This window comes from Flavobacterium magnesitis (assembly GCF_041729735.1).
GTDB classification, from domain to species: domain Bacteria; phylum Bacteroidota; class Bacteroidia; order Flavobacteriales; family Flavobacteriaceae; genus Flavobacterium; species Flavobacterium magnesitis.
Map to the genome: position 1 here is coordinate 24,829 of NZ_JBCFQK010000014.1, position 25,365 is coordinate 50,193.

Genomic DNA, 25,365 nt, shown 5'->3' on the forward strand with positions numbered 1-25,365 from the left:
TTAATTCCTTTTAAAAATCCCTCTTTTGGAGGGGTTGGGGAGGATTAGAATTGTACTTCTACAGGTTTATCAGCACCTTCAACTGCGTTGAAATACGCTTTTTCTTGGAAACCAAAAATTCCTGCAAATAAAGTGTTTGGGAATGTTTTGATATGCGTGTTGTACGGTTTTACTGCTTCGTTAAAACGAGTTCTGGCAGTTAAAATCTGGTTTTCTGTACTCGCTAATTCGTCTTGTAATTTCAAGAAATTTTGATTGGCTTTTAAATCAGGGTATCTTTCTACAGTAACTAATAAACGAGACAAAGAGCTGCTTACACCACTTTGAGCAGAATTAAACGCAGCCAATTGTTCTGGAGTAATATTAGACGGATCAACAGTAGTTTGAGTCGCTTTGGCACGAGCTTCAATTACAGCAGTCAAAGTACTTTTTTCGAAATCAGCAGCTCCTTTAACAGTGTTTACTAAGTTTCCAATTAAGTCATTACGTCTTTGATAAGCCGTTTGGACATTTCCCCAAGATTGTTCTACATCTTGACTCAAAGTCACTGCAGTGTTATTAATTCCTTTAACCCAGCTATAACCTCCAATAACGATAACAGCTAAAATAATCCAAGGTAAAAATTTTTTAAAATCCATGTTTTGTTTAATTTAAAGTTTATTTATTGTTTTTAATTTATTTTAAAATTGATATTGTAATTGAACTTTGCTATTGAAATTGACTAAAGTTCATTTTTAATATTTGTCAGTTGTACTTTGATGGCTTCCAGTTTGCTAATGATTTCAAACTTATCCAGTGTTTTCTTTTGCCCTTCTTTCAAATGAGTTTTTGCTCCTTCCAGCGTAAATCCTCTTTCCTTGACCAAATGGAAAATGAGTTGGAGGTTTTTAATGTCTTCCGGAGTAAACATTCTGTTGCCTTTGGCATTCTTTTTTGGTTTAAGAATATCAAATTCACTGTCCCAAAAACGAATTAACGAAGCATTGACGTCAAAGGCTTTCGCCACTTCGCCGATACTGTAGTATCTTTTGCCAGGTTGTAAATCTATTTGCATATTTTTTTAAATTCCAAATTAATAAATTCCAAAATCCAATATTTTAATTTTAAAATCAGCAATTAACAATCAAAAATCGTTAATCCAATGACTGATTCTCCTGATTGGCCAGTTTTGAAATAGCAACATATTCCACAGCCGAAATATTACCGTAATAAAAATTAAGCGGATTTACCACTCGGCCATCTTTATGAACTTCATAATGTAAATGCGGTGCTTCCGATCGTCCTGTACTTCCCACATATCCTATAATGTCTCCACGTTTAATACGCTGTCCCGCTCTGCAATTGTATTTGCTCAAATGGGCATACAAAGTTTCGTATCCATAACCATGCCTAATCACAATATGATTTCCAAAACCAGAAGCCCGATTGTCAGCCTGTGTTACCACACCATCTCCAGTTGCAAAAACGGGAGTTCCAGTTTTTGCCGTAAAATCCATGCCTTCATGCATTTTTCTTACTTTAGTAAAAGGGTCAGTACGGTAACCAAAACCCGATGCCATTCTTTTTAAATTTTCATTTCTGACAGGTTGTATGGCAGGAATGGCAGCTAATAATTTATTTTTTTCCTTGGCTAATTTTAAAATATAATCTAATGATTCAGATTGAATAGCCAGCTCTTTTGTCAAAACATCAACTCTTTTAGTGGTTTCTAAAACTAGTTTACTGTTGTCATAACCTTCTAATAATTTGTATCGGTTGGCATCTTTAAAACCTGATTTTCTTTCTTCTTCAGGAATAGCAGCAGTATTAAAGTAGGTGCGGTACAAATTATTGTCTCGTTCTTCAATGGCTTCAACAACATGATCTACCTGATCCATTTTTTTATTTAATACGGCATAATTCAGTTTTAAATTTTCAATTTCCCGAAGCAACAGACGATCTTTTGGTGTGTCAAAATAAGGAGTGTTCAATAAAATTACAAAACAGATAAAACCAAATAAGGCTGAAGCCAATAAAAATAAGGCGGCAAAGCCAAATTTTTTTCTTTTTTTGACTTTAATTTTTCGATATGCCAGATTTTCAGAATCGTAATAATATTTTACTTTCGCCATATTTTAAAATACCCTATTTTTGCACCTCTAAAAAAGCACATTGCAACAAATTTAATAAATGTTTTAGTTGTTACGCCCTTTTTTTAGTATTAAATATAACATAAAATTGATTGAAAGATTTAAAAATTTGATGATTTAAAAATTGTTGAATTGATATGAGTTTTACAAAAAATAAATAAAAACTTTGTGCCTTAGCGCCTTAGTGGCAAAAAAATATATAAATGAAATCACAAGACATTCGCAAAGCGTATTTACAATTCTTTGAAAGTAAAGGACATTTAATTGTTCCTTCGGCACCTATTGTTCTAAAAGACGATCCAACCCTGATGTTTAATAACTCAGGTATGGCGCAGTTTAAAGAGTATTTTTTAGGAAACGCCACGCCTAAAAGCAATCGTATTACCGATACGCAAAAATGCCTTCGTGTTTCAGGAAAACACAACGATTTGGAAGATGTAGGTTTTGATACTTACCATCATACGATGTTCGAAATGTTAGGAAACTGGTCTTTTGGAGATTATTTCAAAAAAGAAGCTATTCCGTGGGCTTGGGAATTTTTAACAGAAGTGTTGCAACTAGACAAAGACCGTTTGTATGTTTCTGTTTTTGAAGGTAACGAAGCAGAGAATGTTTCTTTTGATCAGGAAGCTTTTGATATTTGGAAACAATTCGTGTCTGAAGATCGCATTATCCTTGGAAACAAAAAAGACAATTTCTGGGAAATGGGAGATCAGGGACCTTGTGGGCCCTGTTCGGAAATTCATATCGATTTGCGTACTGATGCCGAAAGAGCTGCAATTTCAGGTTTCAGTTTAGTCAATGCAGATCATCCACAGGTAGTGGAAATTTGGAACAACGTATTTATGGAATTCAACCGTAAAGCCGATGGTTCATTAGAAAAATTACCAGCGCAGCACGTAGATACTGGAATGGGATTTGAGCGTTTGTGTATGGCGATGCAAAACGTAACTTCTAATTATGATACTGATGTGTTTACACCGCTTATTGAAAAAGTGGAGCAAATTACAGGATTAAAATATACTTCAAACGAAGTTAAAAATATATCAGAAGAGCAAAACAAAACCAATATTGCTATTCGTGTAGTGGTGGATCACGTTCGTGCTGTAGCCTTTGCTATTGCTGACGGACAGTTGCCATCTAACACGGGAGCAGGTTATGTAATTCGTCGTATTTTACGTCGTGCTATTCGTTACGGATTTACTTTCTTGGGAACAAAAGAACCTTTTATCAATCAATTGGTGGCTGTTTTGGCCGATCAAATGGGTGAATTTTTTCCAGAAATTAAAAAACAACAAGCATTGGTTACCAACGTAATTCGTGAAGAAGAAGCTTCTTTCTTAAGAACTTTAGACCAAGGATTACAATTGTTAGATAATGTAATTGCAACTACCGAAGGAAAAGAAGTTGCAGGAACAAAAGCATTCGAATTGTATGATACTTTTGGTTTTCCAATTGATTTAACCGCTTTGATTCTTAGAGAAAGAGGATTCAGCTTAGACGAAGCTGGTTTTGATAAGGCGATGCAGGAACAAAAATCACGTTCTCGTGCGGCTTCAGAAGTTTCTACTGACGACTGGAAAATTCTGGTTGATGGAAATGTAGAAATATTCGTTGGTTATGACCAAACAGAAAACGAAGTAAAAATTACGCGTATTCGCAAAGTAGATTCTAAAAAAGATGGTGTTTTGTACCAAATTGTCTTAGACGCAACACCATTTTATCCAGAAGGTGGTGGACAAGTAGGGGATAAAGGAACTTTGGTTTCGGCAAATGAAACTATCGAAATTATAGATACTAAGAAAGAGAATAATCTAATCTTGCATTTTACTAAAAAATTGCCAGAAAATGTAAATGCCTCTTTCGTAGCTAAAGTAAATACTGATTTAAGAGCAGCGACTTCTAAAAATCACTCGGCTACACACTTGATGCACCAGGCGTTGAGAAGTATTTTAGGAACGCATGTGGAACAAAAAGGATCTTTGGTAAACCCAAAAAATCTACGTTTTGACTTTTCTCATTTTTCTAAAGTAACGGATGAAGAATTACAGCAAGTAGAAGATTTTGTAAATGCTCGAATTCAGGAGCAATTGCCATTAATTGAAAGAAGAAGCATTCCGATCCAGCAAGCTTTAGACGAAGGAGCGATGGCTTTGTTTGGAGAAAAATACGGAGATAATGTGCGTGCGATTAAATTTGGAGATAGTATGGAATTGTGTGGAGGAATCCACGTGAACAATTCGGCTGATATTTGGTCTTTCAAAATTGTTTCTGAAGGAGCAGTTGCAGCAGGAATTCGTCGTATTGAAGCAATTACAGGCGATGGTGTAAGACAATTTTTTGCTTCGCAGGAAGAATTGTTGGACGAAATTAAAACCGCATTGAAAAACCCACAGGATACGGTTAAAGCAGTAGTTTCTTTGCAAGAGGATAATGCTAAGTTGAAAAAACAATTAGAAGCTTTGTTGAAAGAGAAAGCTAAAAATATGAAAGCCGAATTAGCTAACGAACTTCAGGAAGTTAATGGAGTTCAATTCTTAGCGAAACAAGTGGATTTGAATGCCGAAGGAGCAAAAGATCTGGCTTACGAACTTGGAAATTTAGGGAATAATTTGTTTTTAGTTTTGGCTACAGCCGAAGAAGGAAAACCAATGTTAAGCTGTTACATTTCTAAAGAATTAGTGGCTGAGAAAAACTTAAACGCGGGTCAGGTAGTTCGTGAATTAGGTAAATTTATTCAAGGTGGAGGCGGAGGACAGCCGTTCTTTGCGACTGCAGGAGGTAAAAATGCTGCTGGGATTCCAGAAGCTTTATCAAAAGCAATTGATTTCGTGAAGTAATCTTTAGTTTTATAAAATTAGAAAACCCTTTTAGTTTGCCAAAGCATTCTAAAAGGGTTTCTTCGTTTAGTTAGGGTTTGAAATTTTATTTTTCGGAATTGCTTATTTCAATTCCGTTTTCTTCAAGAATATCCAGAAGATAGGTATTTTGTTTGGGGTCGTATTTTTCAATGCCACTTTGATACCAGTTAAGTAAAATACTTATTTGAAAATGAGTATAACCGTCAGTATCAATGTTGATGCCTAACAAACCTGCTAAAAGGAATTCTTCCAGAATTTTTTCGCTGATTATTTTTTTCGGAATACCATCCAGAACGCTACCGTTTATGTTTTCATAATCCTGTCTTCCAGAATTAAAACCTTCGTTAAAAGCCGAATTAGGAGTATTGTTTTTTACTTCAGAATAAGGGTTTATACCGGTAGAATAACCTTCTAGGTAATCTTGTCTGTAAATAGGGTTGAAGATGTTTTTCATAGTGTATTATAGTAGTATTCTGGGGCAAATGTAGAGGCAAAAAATCAGTAAACAACTTAAAATCGTTGAAAGGAGAAAAAACTCTTTGAATCGCTTTGCCAATGTATTTAGTCGTTAAAACAGGTAGTTTGTAACTCAATGTTCTTTGGTTAATCACTTTATTTAAGCCTGTTTAGAACTATATAGTAGCTCTTTTTTTAAAAGTAGTGCTTTGTTGTGCAAGCTTTTAAGGAACGTTCTCTTTAACGAGTTTTTAGGTCGTTGAACTTGTTTTGTTGGCTTAGCTGTATTTAATCTTTATGTTTGGAGTCCCAAATAATTCAAGTTCAAATTAACCTATAAGTCATGAAAAATAACATCAAAATATTTTTTTTCATTTCCATCGCAGCTGTTCTTCTCAGCTCTTGTGCCAATGACAAAGACGAAAAGTCTAAAAATTTCATCAAAATAATCGAATCTACTCAAAATGGTATTGCTGAGAATTCAGTGTTTACTTACAATGAGAATCAAATTATTAGTGCTGAAAATTCTAAAGAAAAAATAGATTATACGTACCAAGACGGCGTAATCATTAAAATCACAACTTATAATAAAGCAACTCAACAGAATGTTGTTTTGAATTATACTTATAATAAAGAAAAATTAGTCAAAGTAACTTCTTCTGAAAACTATGTGATTAATTACACACACAATTCCAATGAGACGGTTTACTATGAAAAAATCAATGTAAATACTCAAAACCAACAGCAAAAAGTATATCATGGGAACTTGTTTTTCAAAAATAATAACTTGATTAAAGACGAACGTGTTTTTGATGATGGAGAAGAAAATACGGTTTCTAGTTCAAAAACTACTTTTGATTATGATACTTTCAATAATCCTTATTTTAGTATTTTAGGATTCGATAAATTGTTAGACCATGATGCTTCGGTTTCTAAAAACAATGTAGTGATGACAGTTGCTGAAACTACGGTTGTTTCTGGCGAAGAAATTATTTCTTCGGCGAATATGTATAAAACGACTTTTAAATACGATACCGATAATTATCCAACCGAACAAGTGGCAGAGGAGAGTTTGATTAATCCAAATTATTCTAAAATCCAGTATTTGTATTAATATTATATGGTTTATAGGTTATTTCTAAACATATAAGCCATATAAGTTTCTTATTTTGCCTTTATGCTTATATGAACTTGTAATTAAGCAGTCGTTACACTTTAAGTTATATAAGTTAGATATAAGGTTAAAAAACTTATATGACTTATATGGTTTAAAATTGAGATCATTTTCAAAAAAACTTTATGTAAGACATATTATAATACTTAATTTTGGAAAAAAGTCTTAATGCAATTTCGTACCCAAATTCCTGTTCAACAGAATCCGTTTCCTATTGATTATGATGCTAAAATGGTATCATTAGGTTCTTGTTTTGCAGTCAATATGGCGCAAAAATTAGAGTATTATAAATTTCAAAATAGCTGCAATCCTTTTGGGATTATTTTCAATCCTGTTTCTATTGAGAAATTAATCGAAAGAGCCGTAAATAAAGAGCTTTTTACCGAAAAAGATATTTTTTTTCACAATGATTTATGGCATTGTTTCGAAGTGCATTCGGAACTTTCTAATCCAGATAAAGAAGTTTTTTTAAAATTATTAAATGAATTAGTTGTTGCAACAAATCAGCAAATAACCAAATCAACACATTTTCTAATTACCTACGGTACTTCATGGGTGTATCGAAATATTGAAAACAATCAGATTGTTGCCAATTGTCATAAACTACCTCAAAAACAATTTTCGAAAGAAATACTTTCAATCGAAATGATTCAAACAGCTATACAGAATACGCTCAGCCTGATTCAATCGATAAATCCAAATGCCAAATTCGCTCTTACCGTTTCGCCAGTACGCCACATCAAAGATGGTTTTGTAGAAAACCAAAGAAGTAAAGCGCATTTAATTAGCGTAATTCATCACGTTTTAGGGGATTCTGTTATCTGTAATCTAAAATCTGCCGTCTATTTTCCCAGTTACGAAATCATGATGGACGAATTACGTGATTATCGTTTTTATGCTGAAGACATGTTGCATCCAAGTGCTTTGGCTGTCGATTATATTTGGGAAAGATTCAAAGTAGTGAGTATTTCTGATTCGGTTTTTGGAGTAATGGAAGAAGTTGAAAATATCCAAAAAAGTTTGGCACACAAGCCATTCAATCCTAATTCGGAAAGTCATTTAAAATTTGAAACGAATCTCCGAAAAAAAATCACTAAATTGGAATCTCAATATCCATTCATGAAATTTTAGTTATGATAAAAAAGATAGTCATTGCCGTAATCCTTGTTACAACAGTTCTGTTGTTATTCAAATATTGTGATTTCAAGAAAAATGACGAAGCCGATATTAGTTACAACACCAATTTGATTCAGCAACAAATTGTAAATGTTGGGAAATTAGTAGTTACCGAAGGACACTTCTCAGAAGTGATTACCTATAAAAATCAGCAAAAATACCTGATGAACATGGTTTCTTTCGAAAAGAAAGCATTGATTGTAGTCAATGCTGATGTTACTGTAGCTTATGATTTGCAAAAAATGAAATACGATATTGATGAGAAAAACAAAACCATCACAATTGTAAGTATTCCAAAAGAAGAAATAAAAATCAGTCCTGACATTCAGTTTTATGATGTCGAACAAAGCAAGTTGAATCCTTTTACAGGAGACGATTACAATAAAATCAACAAATCAGTAAAAGCTAATTTGGCCAAGAAAATAGAAAAATCAACACTAAAATCGAATGCTAAAAACCGACTCATTAGTGAACTTTCTAAAATTTTGATATTAACCAATACGATGGGTTGGACTTTACAATACGAAGGTCAAATCATTGAAAATGAAAAAGATTTAGGACAACAAGTGAAAATGTAATTGATTTAGCTTTCGAAAAAATTCCGCCCACCATTTCTGAAATACTCAATTTTATAGAAAAACATTTCTGCCATGTTTTTAGCACGGAGTTTGGCTTCCTCTGCTAAGATTCCAGCAAAAAGACTGTCAATAGTTTCGGTGAAAATTTCCATCCAACGGTTAAAATGTTCTTTTGCTACAGGCAAATGTTTGTGTGGAGGAAACGGACTGCCTGAATAGGTGTGCTCTTCTAATAAAATAGTTTGCCAAAAACGATACATTCTTTCTAAATGTGCTGACCATTGGTCACCAATTTTTTCATTGAAAATAGGTCCAATTAGGTTGTCTTTTTGCACTTTAGTATAGAAAGTGTCTACCAATAATTTGATATCGTCAAGGTTTTTAATGTCAGCTAAATCGCTCATGTTTTCTGGTATAATGAATTACAAAGTTAGCTTGTTTTTAGCCAATTAATTGATGGAATAAGTCTTGATTTTCGTTGAGGTATTTGTATTCAAAACCTTTGTTGTCCATTTTAGTTTTTATGGCAACAATATCGTTTTTGTTTTTGAGTTCAAGACCTACAACGGCTGGCCCGACTTCGCGGCTGTTTTTCTTTGTAAACTGAAAATAGGTAATATCATCATCAGGCCCTAAAATGTCATTGACAAACTCTTTTAAAGCCCCAGGACGTTGCGGAAACTGAATCATAAAATAATGCATCAATCCTTCATAAAGCAAAGAACGTTCCTTTATTTCGGCAGTGCGTTCAATATCGTTGTTGCTTCCGCTTACAATACATACGACGGTTTTTCCTTTAATTTCTTCTTTATAAAAATCCAATGCAGCTATGCTCAAAGCACCAGCTGGTTCTACTACCATAGCTTCTTCGTTGTACAAACGTAAAATGGTAGTGCAGACTTTGCCTTCGGGAACAAGGACAATATCGCTTAGGTTTTTTTGACAAATTTCGAAAGTCATTTTGCCCACTTGTTTTACGGCAGCTCCATCTACAAATTTGTCTATATTTTCTAAAACACTCACTTTGCCGTTAGCAATAGAAGTTTTCATCGAAGGCGCACCTTCTGGTTCTACACCAATGATTTTAGTATTAGGACTTAAATGTTTAAAAACTTCCGAAAGCCCCGAAGCTAATCCGCCACCACCAATGGGAACAAACACATAATCAATAGGTTTTTGATAGCTTTCTAAAATTTCGAGACCTACTGTCCCTTGTCCTGCTATTACTTTTTTGTCATCAAAAGGATGGATGAAAGTCATTTTGCTAAAGGTTGCATCAGTCATTGCAGCGGCATAAGCATCATCAAAAGTATCTCCAATAAGCATAATTTCGACAAAAGAACCTCCAAAAAGACTGACTTGTTTTAGCTTTTGTTTCGGCGTGGTTTTAGGCATGTAGATTTTGCCTTTTATTTGTAACAATTTGCAAGAATAAGCAACACCTTGCGCATGATTTCCAGCACTTGCACAAATTACACCTTGTTCTTTTTCAGCTTGACTTAGTGTGCTGATTTTGTTGTAAGCACCTCTAATTTTATAAGAACGAACAGTTTGTAAATCTTCTCTTTTTAATAAAACAGTAGCTTTAAATTCAGTAGAAAGATTTAAATTTTCAGATAAAGGGGTTGCCATTACAACTCCTTGTAATTGTTGCTTGGCTTCTTGTATTTGATGGAATAAATTCATGTTTTTAGGTATAAAAAAACCTCCTGAAAAAGGAGGTTATAAATTGTATTTTTGATTACTGATTTACATAACACTCCGTCATTATTGTTGAATAATAATGGTAATAGCAATGTTTATAATAATCGTGTTGTTCATGTTTTAATTTTGAATTACAAATATATCATTTTATAGTTAGCACTTTTGAAAATTTTGAATCAATTTTTCACCCTTTAGGGTTGGAGAAAGAAAAATGATTTATAAATTTAAAAGACTTACTTTTTTGTTTCAGTAGGAGGGAATTGCGCTAGGATTTTAGAAACAAATTCGTTGATTTGTTTTTCTTTCTCTCTTCGGTTTTCGGTTAGCGTTCCTATTCCCTCACCTTGCCAAATCAACTCTTTTTTCTTAGCGTCGATTAAATCAATGTAAAGTGTTCCTTGGGTTGATGAGGAAACAAAGGTGTTGCCGCCGCCCCATAAAAAAGGATTCCATCCCCATCCCCATCCGTATCCCCAACCCATGTTGAATTGGTTTACGTCAATTTGTTCTCGCTCTTTAGTGAAAAAATTGATTAGTAAATCAGGATTTTCATTTTTAGTCATTCCTTTTTGACTTAAAGCATTGTCAATAGCATGTAGTATTCTTTTTTTGTCTAACTCGGATATTTGAACTCGGTCAATACCTTTTTTGTGAAAAGCATAGGTTTTGTATTGACTAAAATCAGCACGACTATCAAAATCAGAATAAACCCTTACAGAGCTACAAGAACTCAATAGAAAAATAAATAATAGCGGTAGTATTTTGAGTGTTTTCATAATGCAATTGTTTGATTGTTAAATTTATGAATAAAATGGGTTGTATTCTTATATACGCTAAAATAAGATGAATAGATTCTAATTGTTTTATAATGATTTCTTATTTGTTCCTGTTTTTTTGTCGTATCCATAAGGACAATGACGGCAACCACTTTTACAACAATACCCTCTTTTTAAATGATACTTTTCTGTAAAACATTTGTATCCTTCGGGTGTATAATAGAAATCTTCGCCTTCTATTAATTTATTTTCATTACTTTGTTCTAACATTAACAGTTTTTGTTGTTTATCTACACAAATTTATAAATTAAAAGACCAATGTTTTTTATTGTTAACAAGTATTTAATACCAAAGGGTTTCCGTGGTTTAACGGCTTATCCATTTGTATTTTTAAAATACCCAAAAGATAAAAACAATGCTGTTTTTGTCAACCACGAACGCATTCATTTGAGACAACAATTAGAATTATTGATCCTCCCTTTTTTTATTTGGTATGCAATTGAATACCTTGTTCGCTTATTACAGTATAATAACAAAAATCGTGCCTATCGAAATATTTCTTTTGAAAGAGAGGCATATAGCAATGAATCTGATATGGGTTATCTTAAAAAAAGACGCTTTTTTAGTTTTTGGAAGTATTTGTTTCAATCGAAATAAGTAGAGCTTTAACCGCAAAGCTTGCAAAGTTTTTGCAAAGTTTAGGAGATTTTAATACCGCAGATTCGCAGATTTTTTAATAGCTGTTTTTAAATTCAAAAAAGAAAAAAATCAGCGAATCTGCGGTGATAAAATTATCATAGAGATAATAAGATTCTTCGTGAATTCGGGGCTAAAAAAGTTTCCATTATTTTAGGACTATAAGTTTTACCTTTGTGAAAAAATGCTTTGAATCAAAAACTGCAAATAACATTTCCTAATTCTATTTCCGTTACCATCAAAAGGGAAGATTTAATTCATCCTATTGTTTCGGGAAATAAGTTTCGAAAACTAAAGTATAATTTGCTTCAGGCGAAAGCTGAAAATGAAAAAACGCTACTCACTTTTGGAGGTGCTTTTTCGAATCATATAGCTGCTGTTGCTTTTGCAGCCAAAGAAAATGGTTTTCAATCTATAGGAATTATTCGAGGTGATGAATTAAAAAATGAAATCACACAGAATCCCACCTTAAAATTTGCTCAGGAATGCGGAATGCAATTCGAATTTGTATCTAGGGAAGCCTATCGTTTAAAAAACGAAACAGCTTTTTTAGAAGATTTAAAATTGAAGTTTGGTGATTTTTTTCTGATTCCCGAAGGAGGAACCAATGCTTTTGCAATAAAGGGTTGCGAAGAGATTTTAACAGCCGAAGACCATGAGTTTGATTATATTTGTTGTGCAGTAGGAACGGGCGGAACCATTTCGGGAATAATTAATAGTGCTTTGCCACATCAAAAAGTTTTAGGATTTCCAGCACTGAAAGGGGATTTTTTACAAGATGAAATCCGTATTTTTGTGCAAAATAAAAATTGGGAGCTGATAACGGAGTATCATTTTGGTGGATATGGCAAGATAAATGAAGATTTAATTCGTTTTATAAATCAGTTTTATGATGATAATCAAATTCCTTTAGATCCAATTTATACTGGAAAAATGGTTTTTGGCGTTATAGATTTAATACAAAGGAATTATTTTCCAGCTCAATCCAATATTTTGCTCATTCACACTGGAGGACTTCAAGGAATTCAGGGGATGAATGTGAAACTAAAAAAGAAACAATTACCAATAATAGCTATCAATGTTTAAAAAAAGCCTACTTTTATTTATTGCCCTAACACTTATCAGCTGTCACGCTACAAAATCCCCTATTGTAACTACAAAAAAAACAGCGAGTAAAAACACTACCTATTCTCCTAGAAGCAAAAAAACAAGCACAACTAAACCTAAAAGCCGTAACGAAGTAATTGAATCGACTTCGAGAACGGTGGTTACCAATGACATTGTTAGTAATTATGTGGTGCAGTACAAAGATATTGCCATTAGTAATATGAAAACGTATGGAATTCCTGCGAGTATTATTTTAGCTCAGGGAATTTTAGAATCTGGTGCGGGAAGAGGAAGATTAGCAGAGCATGCTAACAATCATTTTGGTATAAAATGCCATGCCGACTGGAAAGGAGATTCTGTAAAACATGATGATGATGCCAGACAGGAATGTTTTAGAAAATACAATAAAGCAGCTGAATCTTTTAAAGATCACGCTTTGTTTTTAACAACAAGAGGTCGCTATGCCGCTTTATTCGAATTAGACAAAGACGATTATAAAGCCTGGGCTAAAGGTTTAAGAAAAGCAGGTTATGCTACTGATCCCAAATATCCGGACAAATTGATTTCGTACATTGAACGTTATGATTTAGGACAATACGATGCTCAGGTTTTAGGAACTCGTTTTGTACCTGCCGATAATCAAAATTCAAGAGCAGTGAATATCAGTTCGAGAAATGATGATTATTATGAGGTTCAAAAAGGCGATACCTTATATTCTATTTCGAAAAAATACAATGTATTAGTAGAGGATTTAAAACAAAAAAATAAACTCTCAGACAATACACTTTCTATAGGTCAAAAACTGAGAATAAATTAAGTTTCAAAAATATTTTAATGAGTTAGAACCAATTCAAGATTTGAATTTCTAAAATAAATCTGAAATCGAAACTCTAAATTCTAAAATTAAAAATGTTATATCAAAGAAGTAGTCAGCTATTTGCTGAAGCAGAAAAAGTAATTCCAGGAGGCGTAAATTCGCCAGTAAGAGCATTCAAATCAGTAGGAGGAACGCCTATTTTTGTAAAACAAGCCAAAGGAGCTTATTTATATGATGAAGATGGAAACCGATTAATTGATTATATTAATTCATGGGGTCCAATGATTTTAGGTCATGCTTTTGAACCCGTAGTTCAGGCAGTAACCGAACGAGCTAAGTTAGGAACTTCTTTTGGAATGCCAACAGAATTAGAAACTCAAATAGCTGCTTTGGCGGTATCGATGGTTCCAAATATTGATAAAATTCGTTTTGTAAATTCAGGTACGGAAGCTTGTATGAGCGCCGTAAGATTAGCGCGCGGATTTACTAAAAGAGATAAAATTATAAAATTTGCGGGTTGTTATCACGGTCATTCTGATTCTTTCCTGATTCAGGCAGGAAGTGGCGCAATGACTTTTGGAACTCCAAATAGTCCTGGTGTGACAGCAGGAACTGCTAAAGATACTTTGTTAGCAAAATACAATGATTTAGAAAATCTACGAAGTTTAATCGAAGCAAATCCAAACGAAATTGCAGCAATTATAGTTGAACCTGTTGCAGGAAATATGGGTTGTGTGCCACCAACTAAAGGTTTTTTAGAAGGCGTACGCCAATTGTGTTTGGAAAACGGAATTTTATTGATTTTTGATGAGGTAATGACTGGTTTTAGATTAGCTAAAGGAGGTGCTCAGGAATTATTAAATATCAATGCAGATATTGTTTGTTTCGGAAAAGTAATTGGTGGCGGATTGCCAGTTGGTGCTTTTGCTGCAAGAGCCGAAATTATGAATTATTTAGCGCCACTTGGACCGGTTTATCAAGCGGGTACTTTGTCAGGAAATCCATTAGCAATGGCTGCTGGTTTGGCAATGCTGGAATCGTTAAATAATGATGCGGCTATTTTTCAAAGATTAGAAGAAAAAACAGCTTATTTAGAAGCAGGAATTCATAGAGTATTACAAGCCAACAATGTCGTTTATACTATCAATAGAATAGGTTCGATGATTTCGGTACATTTTGATGCCAGTCCCGTTATTGATCTTCAAACTGCTGCTAAAGGAGATAATGAAACATTTAAAAAATTCTTTCATGGATTATTGAAAGAAGGAATTTACATAGCTCCTTCGGCTTATGAAACTTGGTTTATCACGGATGCTTTAAGTTATGACGATTTAGATTTTACCATAAACGCAATTGATAAAGTTTCAAAAACATTATAAATAAAAGAGCAAAAAAAAGCTTCGAGTTGGTTCTCGAAGCTTTTTTGTTTTAGTTTTCCATGTTCCCTCCTTGAGGTCTGTCGCCCATTCCACCACCTTGTCGGTTACCCATTCTTTGTCTCATTTCTGCTTGATTGGCTTCCCATTTTTTTAACTGTTCTGGAGTCAAAATTGTTTTTAACTTTTCATCAGTTTTTTTTCTCTCTTCCTGCATTTGTTCTCTAGAGAACCCTTTTTGGGCTTCTCTGTTTTTAGCTTGTTCAGCATAAAGTTCTTTTACTTGTTCTTGTTGTTTAGCATCAAGATTTAACTGAGTAGTCAATCTTTCTACGCGTTTTTCTGGAGAAAAATTACCTCTCTGTGGTCTGTCACTGTTGTTTTGAGCAAAACTAGATACTCCAACAACTAATAATGCGGCAATAATTAATTTTTTCATTTTTTTTCTTTTTTGATTAATGTTAAAATTTACTGCTATAGGATAGTAATTATGAAATAAGGTTTAATCGTTAACACAAAATTATTAATGCAACCGTTAATTTGTTGTTGAATTCCTAGCTGCACATTATATAAAATAGGAGGTTCGAAATAGTTATAAAGCGAAATTTAGCATCGAATGTTGTTCTTTAAATTCTTTTAACTAAGTAATAGTACTTGTTTTTTTGTCGAAATAATTTCACAGTTTGTATTTTTTTTGTTTTATATGGAAAATACTTAAGTATTTTAACGTAGTTTTGTTTAGTTTTACTTAAAAATAATTTCATTTATTTTAGTTTTGATAAATAGAGAAGTTTAAAATTCTAGAAAATATTCTGTATCAAATGAAAAACAGACAGTATAATATAAAAGCTTTACTTATTGCAACAGTATTATCTATACTAATGGTTGTGTTGGTGTTTTATGGTTCCAGAAAATTGCAAAATTTTGATGCAGCTCTAATTACTTATTTATTTGGAACTGTGTTTGCTTTTTTTGGTATCGTGTATCGCTATACAGTTTGGTTGCAAAGACCGCCCACCTGGATGTATTTTAAAAGAGGGATTTGTTTTTTTTTTACAGGAAAAATATTTTCTCATTTTTGGTTTGCTTCCAAAGAAACAATTTCAAATATCGTTTTTCAAAAATTTATTTATCCAAGAGGAAAATACCGTTGGTTCGCGCATTTTATGATTGCTGTGGGTTGTACTTCGGCTTTTTTAATAACTATTCCTTTAACTTTTGGATGGGTGCATTTTAGCATGGCTGCCAATTCTATTTCTGTTTATGAAGCGCATTTCTTTGGATTCAAATTAATGGAATTTGATTTGGATTCGGTAACGGCATTCATGACATTTCACGCCTTAAACTGGTCTTCGTATATGGTGATTTTTGGTTCGGGATATTATTTAAGAAGACGATTGACAAATCCTGGTTTGATTGCAACACAAACTTTTGAAGGCGATTTGTTACCACTTATTTTATTGATAGCTATTTCGGTTACAGGATTGGGATTGACTTATTCGTATTCATTCATGAAAGGTTTGGCTTTCGATTTTCTAGCCGTTTTGCATGCTGTTACGGTAATTCTGTTTTTGATTTGGGTACCATTTGGGAAATTTTTTCACATTATTCAGCGTCCGGCACAAATTGCGGCACATATTTATCATAGAGTAGGGAAGCAACAAGGAATGGCGGTTTGCGAACATACCGGCGAAGAATTTGCGACTAACTTACATATCAAAGATCTTAAAATCCTAACTAAAGAATTGGGGTTTAATTTTGACAGAGAAGATGGAAGTTCGCATTTAGACTTAAGTCCCGAAGGAAAAAGATCTCGTTTAGCACAAGCACATTTGCAAGCAAGACAAGAAGGAGGAAAATTATTTGGATAATTTATGAAAGATAAAAGAATATAAACATGGCAAAATTACCTGTTTCAGAAGAGCATATTGTAGCACAATTTGGACCACACCTTAATTACAGTCCCAAGGAAGGTTATGAAGGAAGGGATGAACCCGATCAATTGGTAAAAACACATTGTTGCTTTTGCGGAATGCAATGCGGTATTCAGTTGTCAGTTAAAGAAAATAAAGTGGTTGGTTTTGAACCTTGGATGGAATTTCCTTTTAATGAAGGAAGATTGTGTCCTAAAGGCGTTCAGCGTTATTTACAAAACAATCATCCCGATCGTTTGTTGTCTCCTTTGAAAAGAGTAGAAGGACAAGGATTTGTTCCGACTTCATGGGATGAAGCCATGACAAAAACAGTTAGAGAAATACAACGCATTCAAAAAGAATATGGTAACGATGCTTTTTCGGTTCTTTCAGGTGTTTCATTGACAAATGAAAAAAGTTATTTGATGGGAAAATTTGCCCGAGTAGCATTAAAAACTAAAAACTTAGATTACAATGGTCGTTTGTGTATGGTGAGTGCTGGTGCGGGAAATAAAAAAGCATTTGGTTTAGATAGAGGTTCCAATAATTATTCTGATTTAGAATATGCCGAAGTAATTATTGTGGCTGGAGCCAATATAAGTGAAACTTTTCCAACATTAACCCACTGGATTTGGAAAGCCAGAGACCGTGGAGCTAAGTTAATTGTAATTGATCCAAGGATGATTCCACTGGCTAGAACAGCTGATCTTTACTTAGATGTGCGTCCCGGAACCGATTCGGCTTTGTATGGTGCTATGTTGAAATATTTGGTGGATCATGATTTATTGGACCATGATTTTATTGATAATCATACTTCAGGATTTCAAGAAACCTTAGATGCTGTAAAAGACAATACACTAGAATGGGCAGAAGAAATTACGGGAATTAAGAAAGAAAAAATCCAAGAAGCAGCTGAGTTATGGGGTAGAGCCAGTACCAGTTTCTTGCTTCATGCTCGCGGAATCGAACATCATTCAAAAGGTGTAGACAATGTTTTGGGCTGTATCAACTTAGTTTTGGCAACGGGAAGAATTGGAAAACCTTATTGTGGTTATGCAACTATTACTGGACAAGGAAACGGACAAGGCGGTAGAGAACACGGACATAAATGCGATCAATTGCCAGGAAACAGAGATATAGAAAATCCAGAACATCGTAAATATATTTCAGAAGTTTGGGGAATTGATGAGAAAGATTTGCCGGGCAAAGGTTTGTCAGCTTATGAAATAATTGAAGCTATTCATAGAGGAGAAATTAAAGGTTTACTGTCAATATGTTTCAATCCATTGGTTTCTTTGCCTAATAGCAATTACGTTCGTGAAGCTTTAGAAAAGTTAGAATATTATGTATGTATTGATTTTTTCTTAAATGAAACAGCACGTCATGCTGATGTTGTTTTGGCGGGTTCATTGCAAGAGGAAGAAGAAGGGACCACAACTTCTGCTGAAGGACGTGTGATTCGTATTCGTCAGGCAGTTACTCCTCCCGGAGATGCAAGAACAGATACTTCGATTATTTTAGAATTAGCGAAACGTTTGGGAGTGAGAACCAAATTTGCGTATGAAAGCAGCGAAGATATTTTTAATGAATTGCGAATCGCTTCCAAAGGCGGAACTGCCGATTACAACGGAATTACCTATATAAAAATAGAAGATAATATGGGAATCTTTTGGCCTTGCCCAACAGAAGATCATCCCGGAACTCCTCGTTTGTGGGAAGATAAAAAGTTTAAAACACCTGATGGAAAAGCGCATTTTAATCCTGCTCCATATAAACTTCCGGGTGAAGTGACCTGTGTTGATTATCCTGTTATTTTGACTACTGGACGTGTGGTTTCTCAATACCTGAGCGGAACGCAAACGCGAAGAATTGGAAAATTGGTAGACCAATATCCAGAACCTTTATTAGAAATTCACCCCAATCTAGCTAAACAATACGGAATTAAACAAAGAGAATTAATCAAGGTTTCTACCCGAAGAGGCGAAGGGATTTTCCCAGCTAATATTGTTGAAACCATTCGAGAAGATACGGTTTTTATTCCGTACCACTGGTCTGGGAAAAAATCGGCAAACCAGTTGACTCCGGGTACTTTAGATCCCATTTCTAAAATTCCGGAATTTAAAGTTTGTGCTTGTCATTTAGAGCCGCTCCATGAAATTGCGCCACCTTCAAAAGAATCAACGGCTTACGCTAGTGTTTAATCTATAAAGAATTGATGAAAAATGAACTATACCAGTTTCAATAAAAACGAAGAATTTTTTGTAGATATGCAGCGTTGCATTGGCTGTAAAGCCTGTGAATTGGCATGTGCTGAGTGTGAAACAAACGGTCAGGAATCGATGATTCATGTTAATTATGTAGATCGCGCAACCACGGTTCAAACTACGGTTCAGGTTTGTATGCATTGTGATGATCCTGTTTGTGCTAATGTTTGTCCAGCCGATGCTATTTCACAAGATGAATTCGGAATCGTTCATACTGCAAATACCGAAAGATGTATTGGATGTTCTAATTGTGTAATGGCTTGTCCTTTTGGTGTACCCAAAAAAGAAGAGAATTACGATTTGATGATGAAATGCACCATGTGTTACGATAGAACCAGTGTAGGTAAAAAACCGATGTGTGCCACAGTTTGTCCTAGTGGTGCTTTGTTTTATGGTACCAAAGATGAAATTCAAGAAATGCGTCCGAATAGTACACCCGTAAACACTTTCTTCTTTGGAAAAGAAGTGGTGAATACCAAAGTGAATATTATGATGCCTAAAGGAAGTACGGAACTGGTTATATATTAAGAAATGGGGAGTTAGGAGCTGGAAGTTAGAAGTATCTCAACTTGAAAGCTAAAACTTGAAATCGGAAATACAAACTTTTATTGAGATTAAGAAATGTCTAAAAAAGAAGATAATTTAAATAAAAACTGGAAGAAAGATTTTCCAATTGAAAAACAACAAGCAACCAATGTAAGCCGTCGTGATTTTGCAAAATTTTTAACCTTGGTTTCTGGTGGATTGATGGTGGGTAGCGGTTTAGTTGCTGCCAAAGCCTATATGTATCCAAAAGAAGAAGTTCAAGGAGAGCATTTTGTATGTAAAAAAGAAGAGGTGCCAGTAGGAGGAACACGTGCTTTTGTAATCGAAGGAAGTACCATTCCTTATATTTTGATTCATCTGGAAACTGGCGAGTTTAAAGCGTATGAGCAGAAATGTACCCACCTTTCTTGTTCGGTTTTTTACAAGCCAGGAACCGGAATTATTCATTGTCCGTGTCACGAAGGTTCTTTTGATGCTAAAACTGGAAATGTACTGGCTGGTCCTCCACCAAGAGCTTTGCCAAAATTAGATGTTTTTTTCAAAGACGATGCTATTTATGTAAAGGCAGCACAAGAAGAAAAAATGGGATAAGTTAAAAATAGTGTAGTATGAGTAATTTTAGAAGAAGCCAGAATCAATCCAATCCGAATAAGTTGAATGCGATTCTTTCGACCGTAATTTTTATATTAATTCTGAATGTAACTATTCAGATTTGGCTGCTGTATGCCGCTTTGAATAACGCATTGGATAATAATAAAGAGATTCTTGTTCCAGCGTTTGTTGCTTCATTTGTGCTGTTTTTGGTTAGTATTTGTTCGGTTTATTACATGCCAACAGGAAATACAAATACAAAATTATAACATAATATTCTTACTTATTAAATTATAATCGTTTTTTTAAGTAGCTTAACGATAATATTTTAATAGCTGGAAAATATTATTGTATTTTTGCGTACCCCAAAATCCTATTAAGATGAAAAAAATTGTACTTGCCTTGTCACTATGTGGCTTATTTTTAATTCAATCTTGTCAATCTGATGACAGCCCAAGCGGTGAAGATGAAAAAGTTATTTTAAATACCAACTCCGAAAGTTTAAATGGTAGAATTGATTTTACTGGTTCAGGGGTATTGGATTTAGTTACTTCCTCAAGTATTAGTGGTAAAGTAGCAGAAACCGAAGCGGGAACTTTCCCAATGTCATTATTAGCCGAGGTTAAACCTCCTACTTATGATGGAAAAACTTTAATGGCAACTCACGTTGATGTTAAAGATAATTATGTTTATGTATCGTATAATACTCAAGGAGATGCTTATTTAGGCGGTATTGATATTATCGATATTAGTAGTCCTAACAATCCAAAATTAGTAGTTCAAGCTATTTTACCAAATGTAGATATTAGTACAGTGCTTTTTGATAACGGAAAATTGTATATCACTGGTGCGGTAGATGCTGATTCTAATAAGGTAGCAACTCCTGCTTTTGTGGCTCAAATGCCACTTCAGTCTGGACTATTAACTAAAGAGTATACTTTGAATTCTTTGGAAGGATATGTAGGTACTGGACTTGCTGTTGCCGATTCTAAATACTATGCAGTTTCTGGAGATAATGGTGTTATAGCTAAATTAGATAAAAACACAAATGTTTTAGAAACTACAATTCCTGTAGAAGATTTAAGAGCTATGGGACATATAGGTAATAAAATAGTTGTTTTAAGTGGAAAATCAGGAGTTAAGGTCTATAATGCAGGAACTTTAGGTTTAGAATCATCTTTTACTACTTCTGTTGATGTTGCTGATGCTAAAAGAACCATTGATTTTCAAGGGAATAATGTGTTAGTTTCTCAAGGTAGTTCAGGTTTAGGAGTTTATAATTTAACTACAGGAAAATTAGAACAATCTTTTGCTGTCCCAACAGACTCAGGTGATCAAGATCAGAATGATTTAGTTACAAATGCAGTTTCTGTAAACGGAGATTATGCTTATGTTGCTAATGGTGCGGCAGGAATTTCAGTATACAAAACTACTGATGGAGAGTTGAAAAAATTAGGAACAATAGATCTTTCAGGATCTTCTAATTATGTAAAAAGTGTTGGAGATTACATCTATGTTGCTAGTGGAAATGGCGGACTTAAGATTGTCAAAAAAGTAACCGTTTCTTCTATTGACTGTAGCAATTTTCCAACCTATAATGGAGGACAGTGGTTGAATGTGAATTCAGGGGATAATTTTAGTTATCAAGGTAGCGCTTCTTTACAAGGAATTAATGTTAATCAGAATTTAACTTTCTGTGGTTCTCTTGCTGTAAAACAAGGAATAAATATTAATTCAGGCGGTGTTTTTACAATGAAAGGTTCTATGGCACAAGGAAATTATAATAGTAATAGCAATAATTTTAACTTTAATATCAACGGAACTTTTAAAGTAGAAGGAAGTATTGTTATCTACGGAAACCTTATTATGAATAGTGGAGCAAAATTAGAATTCTTGGGTTCTAATTCTGAAATTACTATTCATGGGAAAGTAACTAAAAACAATGGAGTTACAATTACAGGTACTTATAAAGATACTTTCAATAAGTTGAAATAGTATTTTATATTTATAGAATTTAAAAAAAAGGGCTTCAATTTGAAGTCCTTTTTTTTGTCTTATTTTTAGATGCAATTACTTTCTGTATTCGAAAACACGGATGTTTGTTACGATTCAATTTTTTTATTTAAATAAAATTATTTCTCAGATACTTTAGGATTTATTGCCTAACTTGAAAACACTTTGAAATTGAAGCAATCTTTTAAAAACAGTCCATGAAACATCCCATTTTACCAATAAAATCAAAAGTCACTTTTTTTTCAACCCAGATTTACGACAAAGTTTTCTTTGAAAAATACAATACCGATTTTGATTACGAATTAGATTTTTTTGACACTCAATTAAATGAGCAAACAGTAAAATTAATTAGCAATACTGATGTGGTTTGTGTTTTTGTAAATGATGTTGTCAATGCATCGGTAATCCAACAATTGGCAGAAAGAAAGGTGCGAATTATAGCTTTGCGTTGTGCGGGTTTCAATAATGTCGATTTAGAAGCTGCTAAAAAACACAATTTAAAAGTATGTCGCGTTCCTGCCTATTCTCCAGAAGCGGTTGCTGAACACGCCATGGCAATGATTTTGACATTAAATAGAAAAACACATAAGGCTTACAATCGAGTTCGGGAACAAAATTTTTCTTTAAACGGATTGTTAGGTTTTGATTTACATGGAAAAACCGTTGGGATTATTGGAACAGGAAATATTGGAAAAGCATTTTCCAAGATAATTAAAGGTTTTGGATGTAAAGTCCTGGCTTTTGATATCGTTACCGATTCTGAAATGGAGAAGAACGGAGTAACTTCTGTCTCATTAGAAACTATTTTTAAAGAATCGGATATTATTTCGTTGCATTGTCCGTTGAATGAAAAAACAAAACATCTTATAGATAAAAAATCACTTTCGATAATGAAAGATCATGTAATGATTATCAATACAAGCCGAGGAGCATTAATCCAAACTTCGGATGTAATTAAAGCATTAAAAAAAGGTAAAGTAGGTTATTTAGGGATTGATGTTTACGAACAGGAAGAAAAACTTTTTTTCAGAGATCTTTCAGAAGATATTATTCAAGACGATGCCATTCAGCGTTTAATGAGTTTTCCGAATGTTTTGGTAACGGCACATCAAGCTTTTTTTACGAATGAAGCGTTGACGCAAATTGCATTGGTAACTTTCAATAACATCGAATCCTTACTCGCTCAAAATGATATTGACAATAAAGCGGCTTTGTTAGTTTAAACACAAAACCCGCCTCGTTCTAAAAAACGAGACGGGTTTGATATTAAAATCAATTTTGGAATTTCTATATTTGGAATTTCTAAAATTATCCCACTAATTCCACTACTTTACTTTCGCCTTCAACAGCTACTTTAGTTAAGCCGTGTTTAGACAAACCTTTCATGGCAGCATCCCATTTTTTACCGCTTAAATAGGATTGTGTTTTTAGTTGACCCAATTCTACTTTATTATCATTCGATTTCAATAAATCGATGATTAATTTTTCTTCGGCAGTCAATTCTATTTGGATTTGTTTTTTCTCAGGTCTCATTTGCGGGAACAGCAATACTTCCTGAATAGAAGCATTATTCGTCAAGAACATCATCAAACGATCCATTCCAATTCCTAATCCAGATGTTGGAGGCATTCCGTATTCTAATGCTCTTAAGAAATCTTCATCGATAATTCCATTTGCTTCATCATCACCTTTTGCAGCCAAACGCATTTGGTCTTCAAAACGTTCTCTTTGATCAATTGGGTCATTTAGCTCAGAGTACGCATTTGCTACTTCTTTACCACAAACCATTAACTCAAAACGCTCCGTCAATTCAGGATTGTCACGGTGTTCTTTACACAAAGGCGACATTTCTTTTGGATAATCAGTAATGAATGTTGGCTGAATATAATTTCCTTCGCATTTTGCTCCAAAAATTTCATCAATTAATTTTCCTTTCCCCATGGTAGCATCTACCTCGATTCCCATTCCTTTAGCAGCTTCGTATAATTCAGCTTCGCTTTTTCCAGAAATATCAAAACCAGTAAAATGTTTGATAGAATCAGTCATCGTTACTCTGGCATAAGGTGCTTTGAAACTAATTTGGTGTTCACCAAAAGTAGCTTCGCTGGTACCATTAACGCCAATAGCACAATGCTCTAACAATTTCTCGGTAAATTCCATCATCCAGTTGTAGTCTTTGTAGGCTACATATATTTCCATTGCTGTGAATTCGGGGTTGTGTGTTCTGTCCATTCCTTCATTACGGAAGTTTTTCGAAAACTCATATACACCATCAAATCCACCAACGATCAATCTTTTTAAATACAACTCATTCGCAATACGCATGTACAACGGAATATCCAATGAATTATGATGCGTAATAAACGGACGCGCCGCAGCACCACCCGGAATGGCTTGCAAAACGGGAGTTTCCACTTCTAGATATCCAGCATCATTAAAGAATCCACGCATAGCGTTGAACAATTTAGTACGCTTGATAAAAGTATCTTTTACGTTTTGGTTTACCGTTAAATCCACATAACGCATACGGTAACGCAATTCGGCATCGTTAAAAGCATCGTGCACTTTTCCATCTTCATCTACTTTTGGCAAAGGAAGCGGACGTAACGTTTTACTTAAAAAAGTAAATCCGCTTACACGAATACATTTTGCACCAACTTGTGTTGTAAATAATTCGCCTTCAATTCCAATAAAATCACCTAAATCGGTCAGTTTTTTGAATACTTGGTTGTACAATGTTTTATCATCACCTTCACACAAAACATCGCGATTCACGTACAATTGAATACGCCCTTCGCTATCCTGCAGTTCAGCAAAACAAGCTTTTCCCTGATCTCTCACACTCATCAAACGCCCAGCAACAATCACTTTCTTTCCTTCTTCAAAGGATTCCTTAATCTGCTTCGAAGTATGATTTACAGGAAAAAGATTAGCCGGATAAGGATTGATTCCTAAGTTGCGTAAGTTTTGAAGTTTTTCTCTTCGGATGATTTCTTGTTCTGATAATGCCATTATAGTCTGATTTTTAAGACCGCAAAGATAACAAATAGAATGCAGATTTCAGAATGCAGATTTTTAGAATTTTTAGGAGCTGAAAATCCCCCGTTTTCTATCAAAATCTCTCCCGCTATTCGCTGTATCTTTTATGCCGAACACCGTCATAAAAGGATGCCGCTACTATCGGGGCT

General features: G+C 34.1%; 25 protein-coding genes. 15 read left to right on the plus strand and 10 right to left on the minus strand.

The features are described 5' to 3' along the window. Positions 1 to 44 precede the first annotated feature (44 nt). The 3 genes from AAGV33_RS10565 to AAGV33_RS10575 form a co-directional block, all read right to left on the minus strand. Entirely contained in the window at positions 45 to 638 is a 594-nt protein-coding gene (locus AAGV33_RS10565) for a LemA family protein (protein WP_373391990.1), read from the minus strand. An 83-nt stretch (positions 639 to 721) separates the two neighbouring features. Beyond that, positions 722 to 1,054: a MerR family transcriptional regulator gene (locus AAGV33_RS10570; protein ID WP_373391991.1), complete on the minus strand. Its 333-nt coding sequence runs from the start codon at positions 1,052 to 1,054 to the stop codon at positions 722 to 724. Between the two features lie 79 nt (positions 1,055 to 1,133). Then, positions 1,134 to 2,111, minus strand: a complete 978-nt coding sequence (locus tag AAGV33_RS10575) for a M23 family metallopeptidase (protein WP_373391992.1) — start codon at positions 2,109 to 2,111, stop codon at positions 1,134 to 1,136. 221 nt (positions 2,112 to 2,332) lie between these two features. Here AAGV33_RS10575 and alaS point away from each other — a divergent pair, with 221 nt between their 5' ends. Next, the gene (gene alaS / locus AAGV33_RS10580) at positions 2,333 to 4,969 is read left to right on the plus strand and encodes an alanine--tRNA ligase (protein ID WP_373391993.1); all 2,637 of its coding nucleotides are present in this window, start codon (positions 2,333 to 2,335) and stop codon (positions 4,967 to 4,969) included. An 85-nt stretch (positions 4,970 to 5,054) separates the two neighbouring features. Here the strand turns inward: alaS and AAGV33_RS10585 are convergent, their stop codons facing one another. Further along, positions 5,055 to 5,444: a hypothetical protein gene (locus AAGV33_RS10585; RefSeq protein WP_373391994.1), complete on the minus strand. Its 390-nt coding sequence runs from the start codon at positions 5,442 to 5,444 to the stop codon at positions 5,055 to 5,057. 345 nt (positions 5,445 to 5,789) lie between these two features. Between AAGV33_RS10585 and AAGV33_RS10590 the strand changes: the two genes are divergently transcribed. The 3 genes from AAGV33_RS10590 to AAGV33_RS10600 all read left to right on the plus strand — a co-directional run bounded on the left by AAGV33_RS10590 (position 5,790) and on the right by AAGV33_RS10600 (position 8,374). After that, positions 5,790 to 6,560: a hypothetical protein gene (locus AAGV33_RS10590; protein WP_373391995.1), complete on the plus strand. Its 771-nt coding sequence runs from the start codon at positions 5,790 to 5,792 to the stop codon at positions 6,558 to 6,560. A 228-nt stretch (positions 6,561 to 6,788) separates the two neighbouring features. Continuing rightward, positions 6,789 to 7,751: a GSCFA domain-containing protein gene (locus tag AAGV33_RS10595; protein ID WP_373391996.1), complete on the plus strand. Its 963-nt coding sequence runs from the start codon at positions 6,789 to 6,791 to the stop codon at positions 7,749 to 7,751. Between the two features lie 2 nt (positions 7,752 to 7,753). Continuing rightward, entirely contained in the window at positions 7,754 to 8,374 is a 621-nt protein-coding gene (locus AAGV33_RS10600) for a DUF4230 domain-containing protein (RefSeq protein ID WP_373391997.1), read from the plus strand. Positions 8,375 to 8,379: 5 nt separating this feature from the next. On the opposite strand, the gene AAGV33_RS10605 is transcribed toward AAGV33_RS10600, so the two are convergent. The 4 genes from AAGV33_RS10605 to AAGV33_RS10620 form a co-directional block, all read right to left on the minus strand. Further along, positions 8,380 to 8,778, minus strand: coding sequence for a group III truncated hemoglobin (locus AAGV33_RS10605; RefSeq protein ID WP_373391998.1), 399 nt, complete (start codon positions 8,776 to 8,778; stop codon positions 8,380 to 8,382). A 37-nt stretch (positions 8,779 to 8,815) separates the two neighbouring features. Beyond that, entirely contained in the window at positions 8,816 to 10,060 is a 1,245-nt protein-coding gene (gene ilvA / locus AAGV33_RS10610; protein WP_373391999.1) for a threonine ammonia-lyase IlvA, read from the minus strand. 251 nt (positions 10,061 to 10,311) lie between these two features. Next, positions 10,312 to 10,854, minus strand: a complete 543-nt coding sequence (locus AAGV33_RS10615; RefSeq protein ID WP_373392000.1) for a DUF4136 domain-containing protein — start codon at positions 10,852 to 10,854, stop codon at positions 10,312 to 10,314. Between the two features lie 87 nt (positions 10,855 to 10,941). Further along, positions 10,942 to 11,124 (minus strand): DUF5522 domain-containing protein, encoded by a 183-nt coding sequence (locus AAGV33_RS10620; protein WP_373392001.1) that lies wholly within the window; start codon positions 11,122 to 11,124, stop codon positions 10,942 to 10,944. 48 nt (positions 11,125 to 11,172) lie between these two features. On the opposite strand from AAGV33_RS10620, the gene AAGV33_RS10625 reads away from it, so the two are divergent. The 4 genes from AAGV33_RS10625 (at position 11,173) to hemL (ending at position 14,853) form a co-directional block, all read left to right on the plus strand. Beyond that, positions 11,173 to 11,511 (plus strand): hypothetical protein, encoded by a 339-nt coding sequence (locus AAGV33_RS10625; RefSeq protein WP_373392002.1) that lies wholly within the window; start codon positions 11,173 to 11,175, stop codon positions 11,509 to 11,511. A gap of 228 nt (positions 11,512 to 11,739) precedes the next feature. Continuing rightward, the gene (locus AAGV33_RS10630) at positions 11,740 to 12,636 is read left to right on the plus strand and encodes a 1-aminocyclopropane-1-carboxylate deaminase/D-cysteine desulfhydrase (RefSeq protein WP_373392003.1); all 897 of its coding nucleotides are present in this window, start codon (positions 11,740 to 11,742) and stop codon (positions 12,634 to 12,636) included. After that, positions 12,629 to 13,474, plus strand: coding sequence for a glucosaminidase domain-containing protein (locus AAGV33_RS10635; RefSeq protein WP_373392004.1), 846 nt, complete (start codon positions 12,629 to 12,631; stop codon positions 13,472 to 13,474). The genes AAGV33_RS10630 and AAGV33_RS10635 overlap by 8 nt, the downstream gene beginning before the upstream one ends. Positions 13,475 to 13,566: 92 nt before the next feature. Beyond that, positions 13,567 to 14,853: a glutamate-1-semialdehyde 2,1-aminomutase gene (hemL, locus tag AAGV33_RS10640; RefSeq protein WP_373392005.1), complete on the plus strand. Its 1,287-nt coding sequence runs from the start codon at positions 13,567 to 13,569 to the stop codon at positions 14,851 to 14,853. Positions 14,854 to 14,902: 49 nt separating this feature from the next. On the opposite strand, the gene AAGV33_RS10645 is transcribed toward hemL, so the two are convergent. After that, positions 14,903 to 15,289, minus strand: a complete 387-nt coding sequence (locus AAGV33_RS10645; RefSeq protein ID WP_373392006.1) for a hypothetical protein — start codon at positions 15,287 to 15,289, stop codon at positions 14,903 to 14,905. Between the two features lie 382 nt (positions 15,290 to 15,671). Here AAGV33_RS10645 and AAGV33_RS10650 point away from each other — a divergent pair, with 382 nt between their 5' ends. The 7 genes from AAGV33_RS10650 to AAGV33_RS10680 all read left to right on the plus strand — a co-directional run bounded on the left by AAGV33_RS10650 (position 15,672) and on the right by AAGV33_RS10680 (position 23,400). Continuing rightward, complete coding sequence (locus AAGV33_RS10650) at positions 15,672 to 16,721, plus strand: MFS transporter (protein WP_373392007.1); 1,050 nt, start codon at positions 15,672 to 15,674, stop codon at positions 16,719 to 16,721. A gap of 26 nt (positions 16,722 to 16,747) precedes the next feature. Continuing rightward, positions 16,748 to 18,964 (plus strand): molybdopterin oxidoreductase family protein, encoded by a 2,217-nt coding sequence (locus AAGV33_RS10655; protein ID WP_373392008.1) that lies wholly within the window; start codon positions 16,748 to 16,750, stop codon positions 18,962 to 18,964. Positions 18,965 to 18,985: 21 nt separating this feature from the next. Beyond that, entirely contained in the window at positions 18,986 to 19,555 is a 570-nt protein-coding gene (locus AAGV33_RS10660) for a 4Fe-4S dicluster domain-containing protein (RefSeq protein ID WP_373392009.1), read from the plus strand. A 93-nt stretch (positions 19,556 to 19,648) separates the two neighbouring features. Next, complete coding sequence (locus AAGV33_RS10665; RefSeq protein ID WP_373392010.1) at positions 19,649 to 20,164, plus strand: QcrA and Rieske domain-containing protein; 516 nt, start codon at positions 19,649 to 19,651, stop codon at positions 20,162 to 20,164. 17 nt (positions 20,165 to 20,181) lie between these two features. After that, a complete protein-coding gene (locus AAGV33_RS10670; RefSeq protein WP_373392011.1) occupies positions 20,182 to 20,433 on the plus strand; it encodes a DUF6755 family protein in 252 nt (83 codons plus the stop codon). Positions 20,434 to 20,545: 112 nt separating this feature from the next. Then, positions 20,546 to 22,159: an outer membrane protein assembly factor BamB family protein gene (locus AAGV33_RS10675; RefSeq protein WP_373392012.1), complete on the plus strand. Its 1,614-nt coding sequence runs from the start codon at positions 20,546 to 20,548 to the stop codon at positions 22,157 to 22,159. 215 nt (positions 22,160 to 22,374) lie between these two features. Then, positions 22,375 to 23,400, plus strand: a complete 1,026-nt coding sequence (locus AAGV33_RS10680) for a 2-hydroxyacid dehydrogenase (RefSeq protein ID WP_373392013.1) — start codon at positions 22,375 to 22,377, stop codon at positions 23,398 to 23,400. A gap of 85 nt (positions 23,401 to 23,485) precedes the next feature. Here AAGV33_RS10680 and lysS read toward each other — a convergent pair whose 3' ends face one another. Further along, entirely contained in the window at positions 23,486 to 25,189 is a 1,704-nt protein-coding gene (gene lysS, locus AAGV33_RS10685) for a lysine--tRNA ligase (protein WP_373392014.1), read from the minus strand. Positions 25,190 to 25,365: the final 176 nt, after the last annotated feature.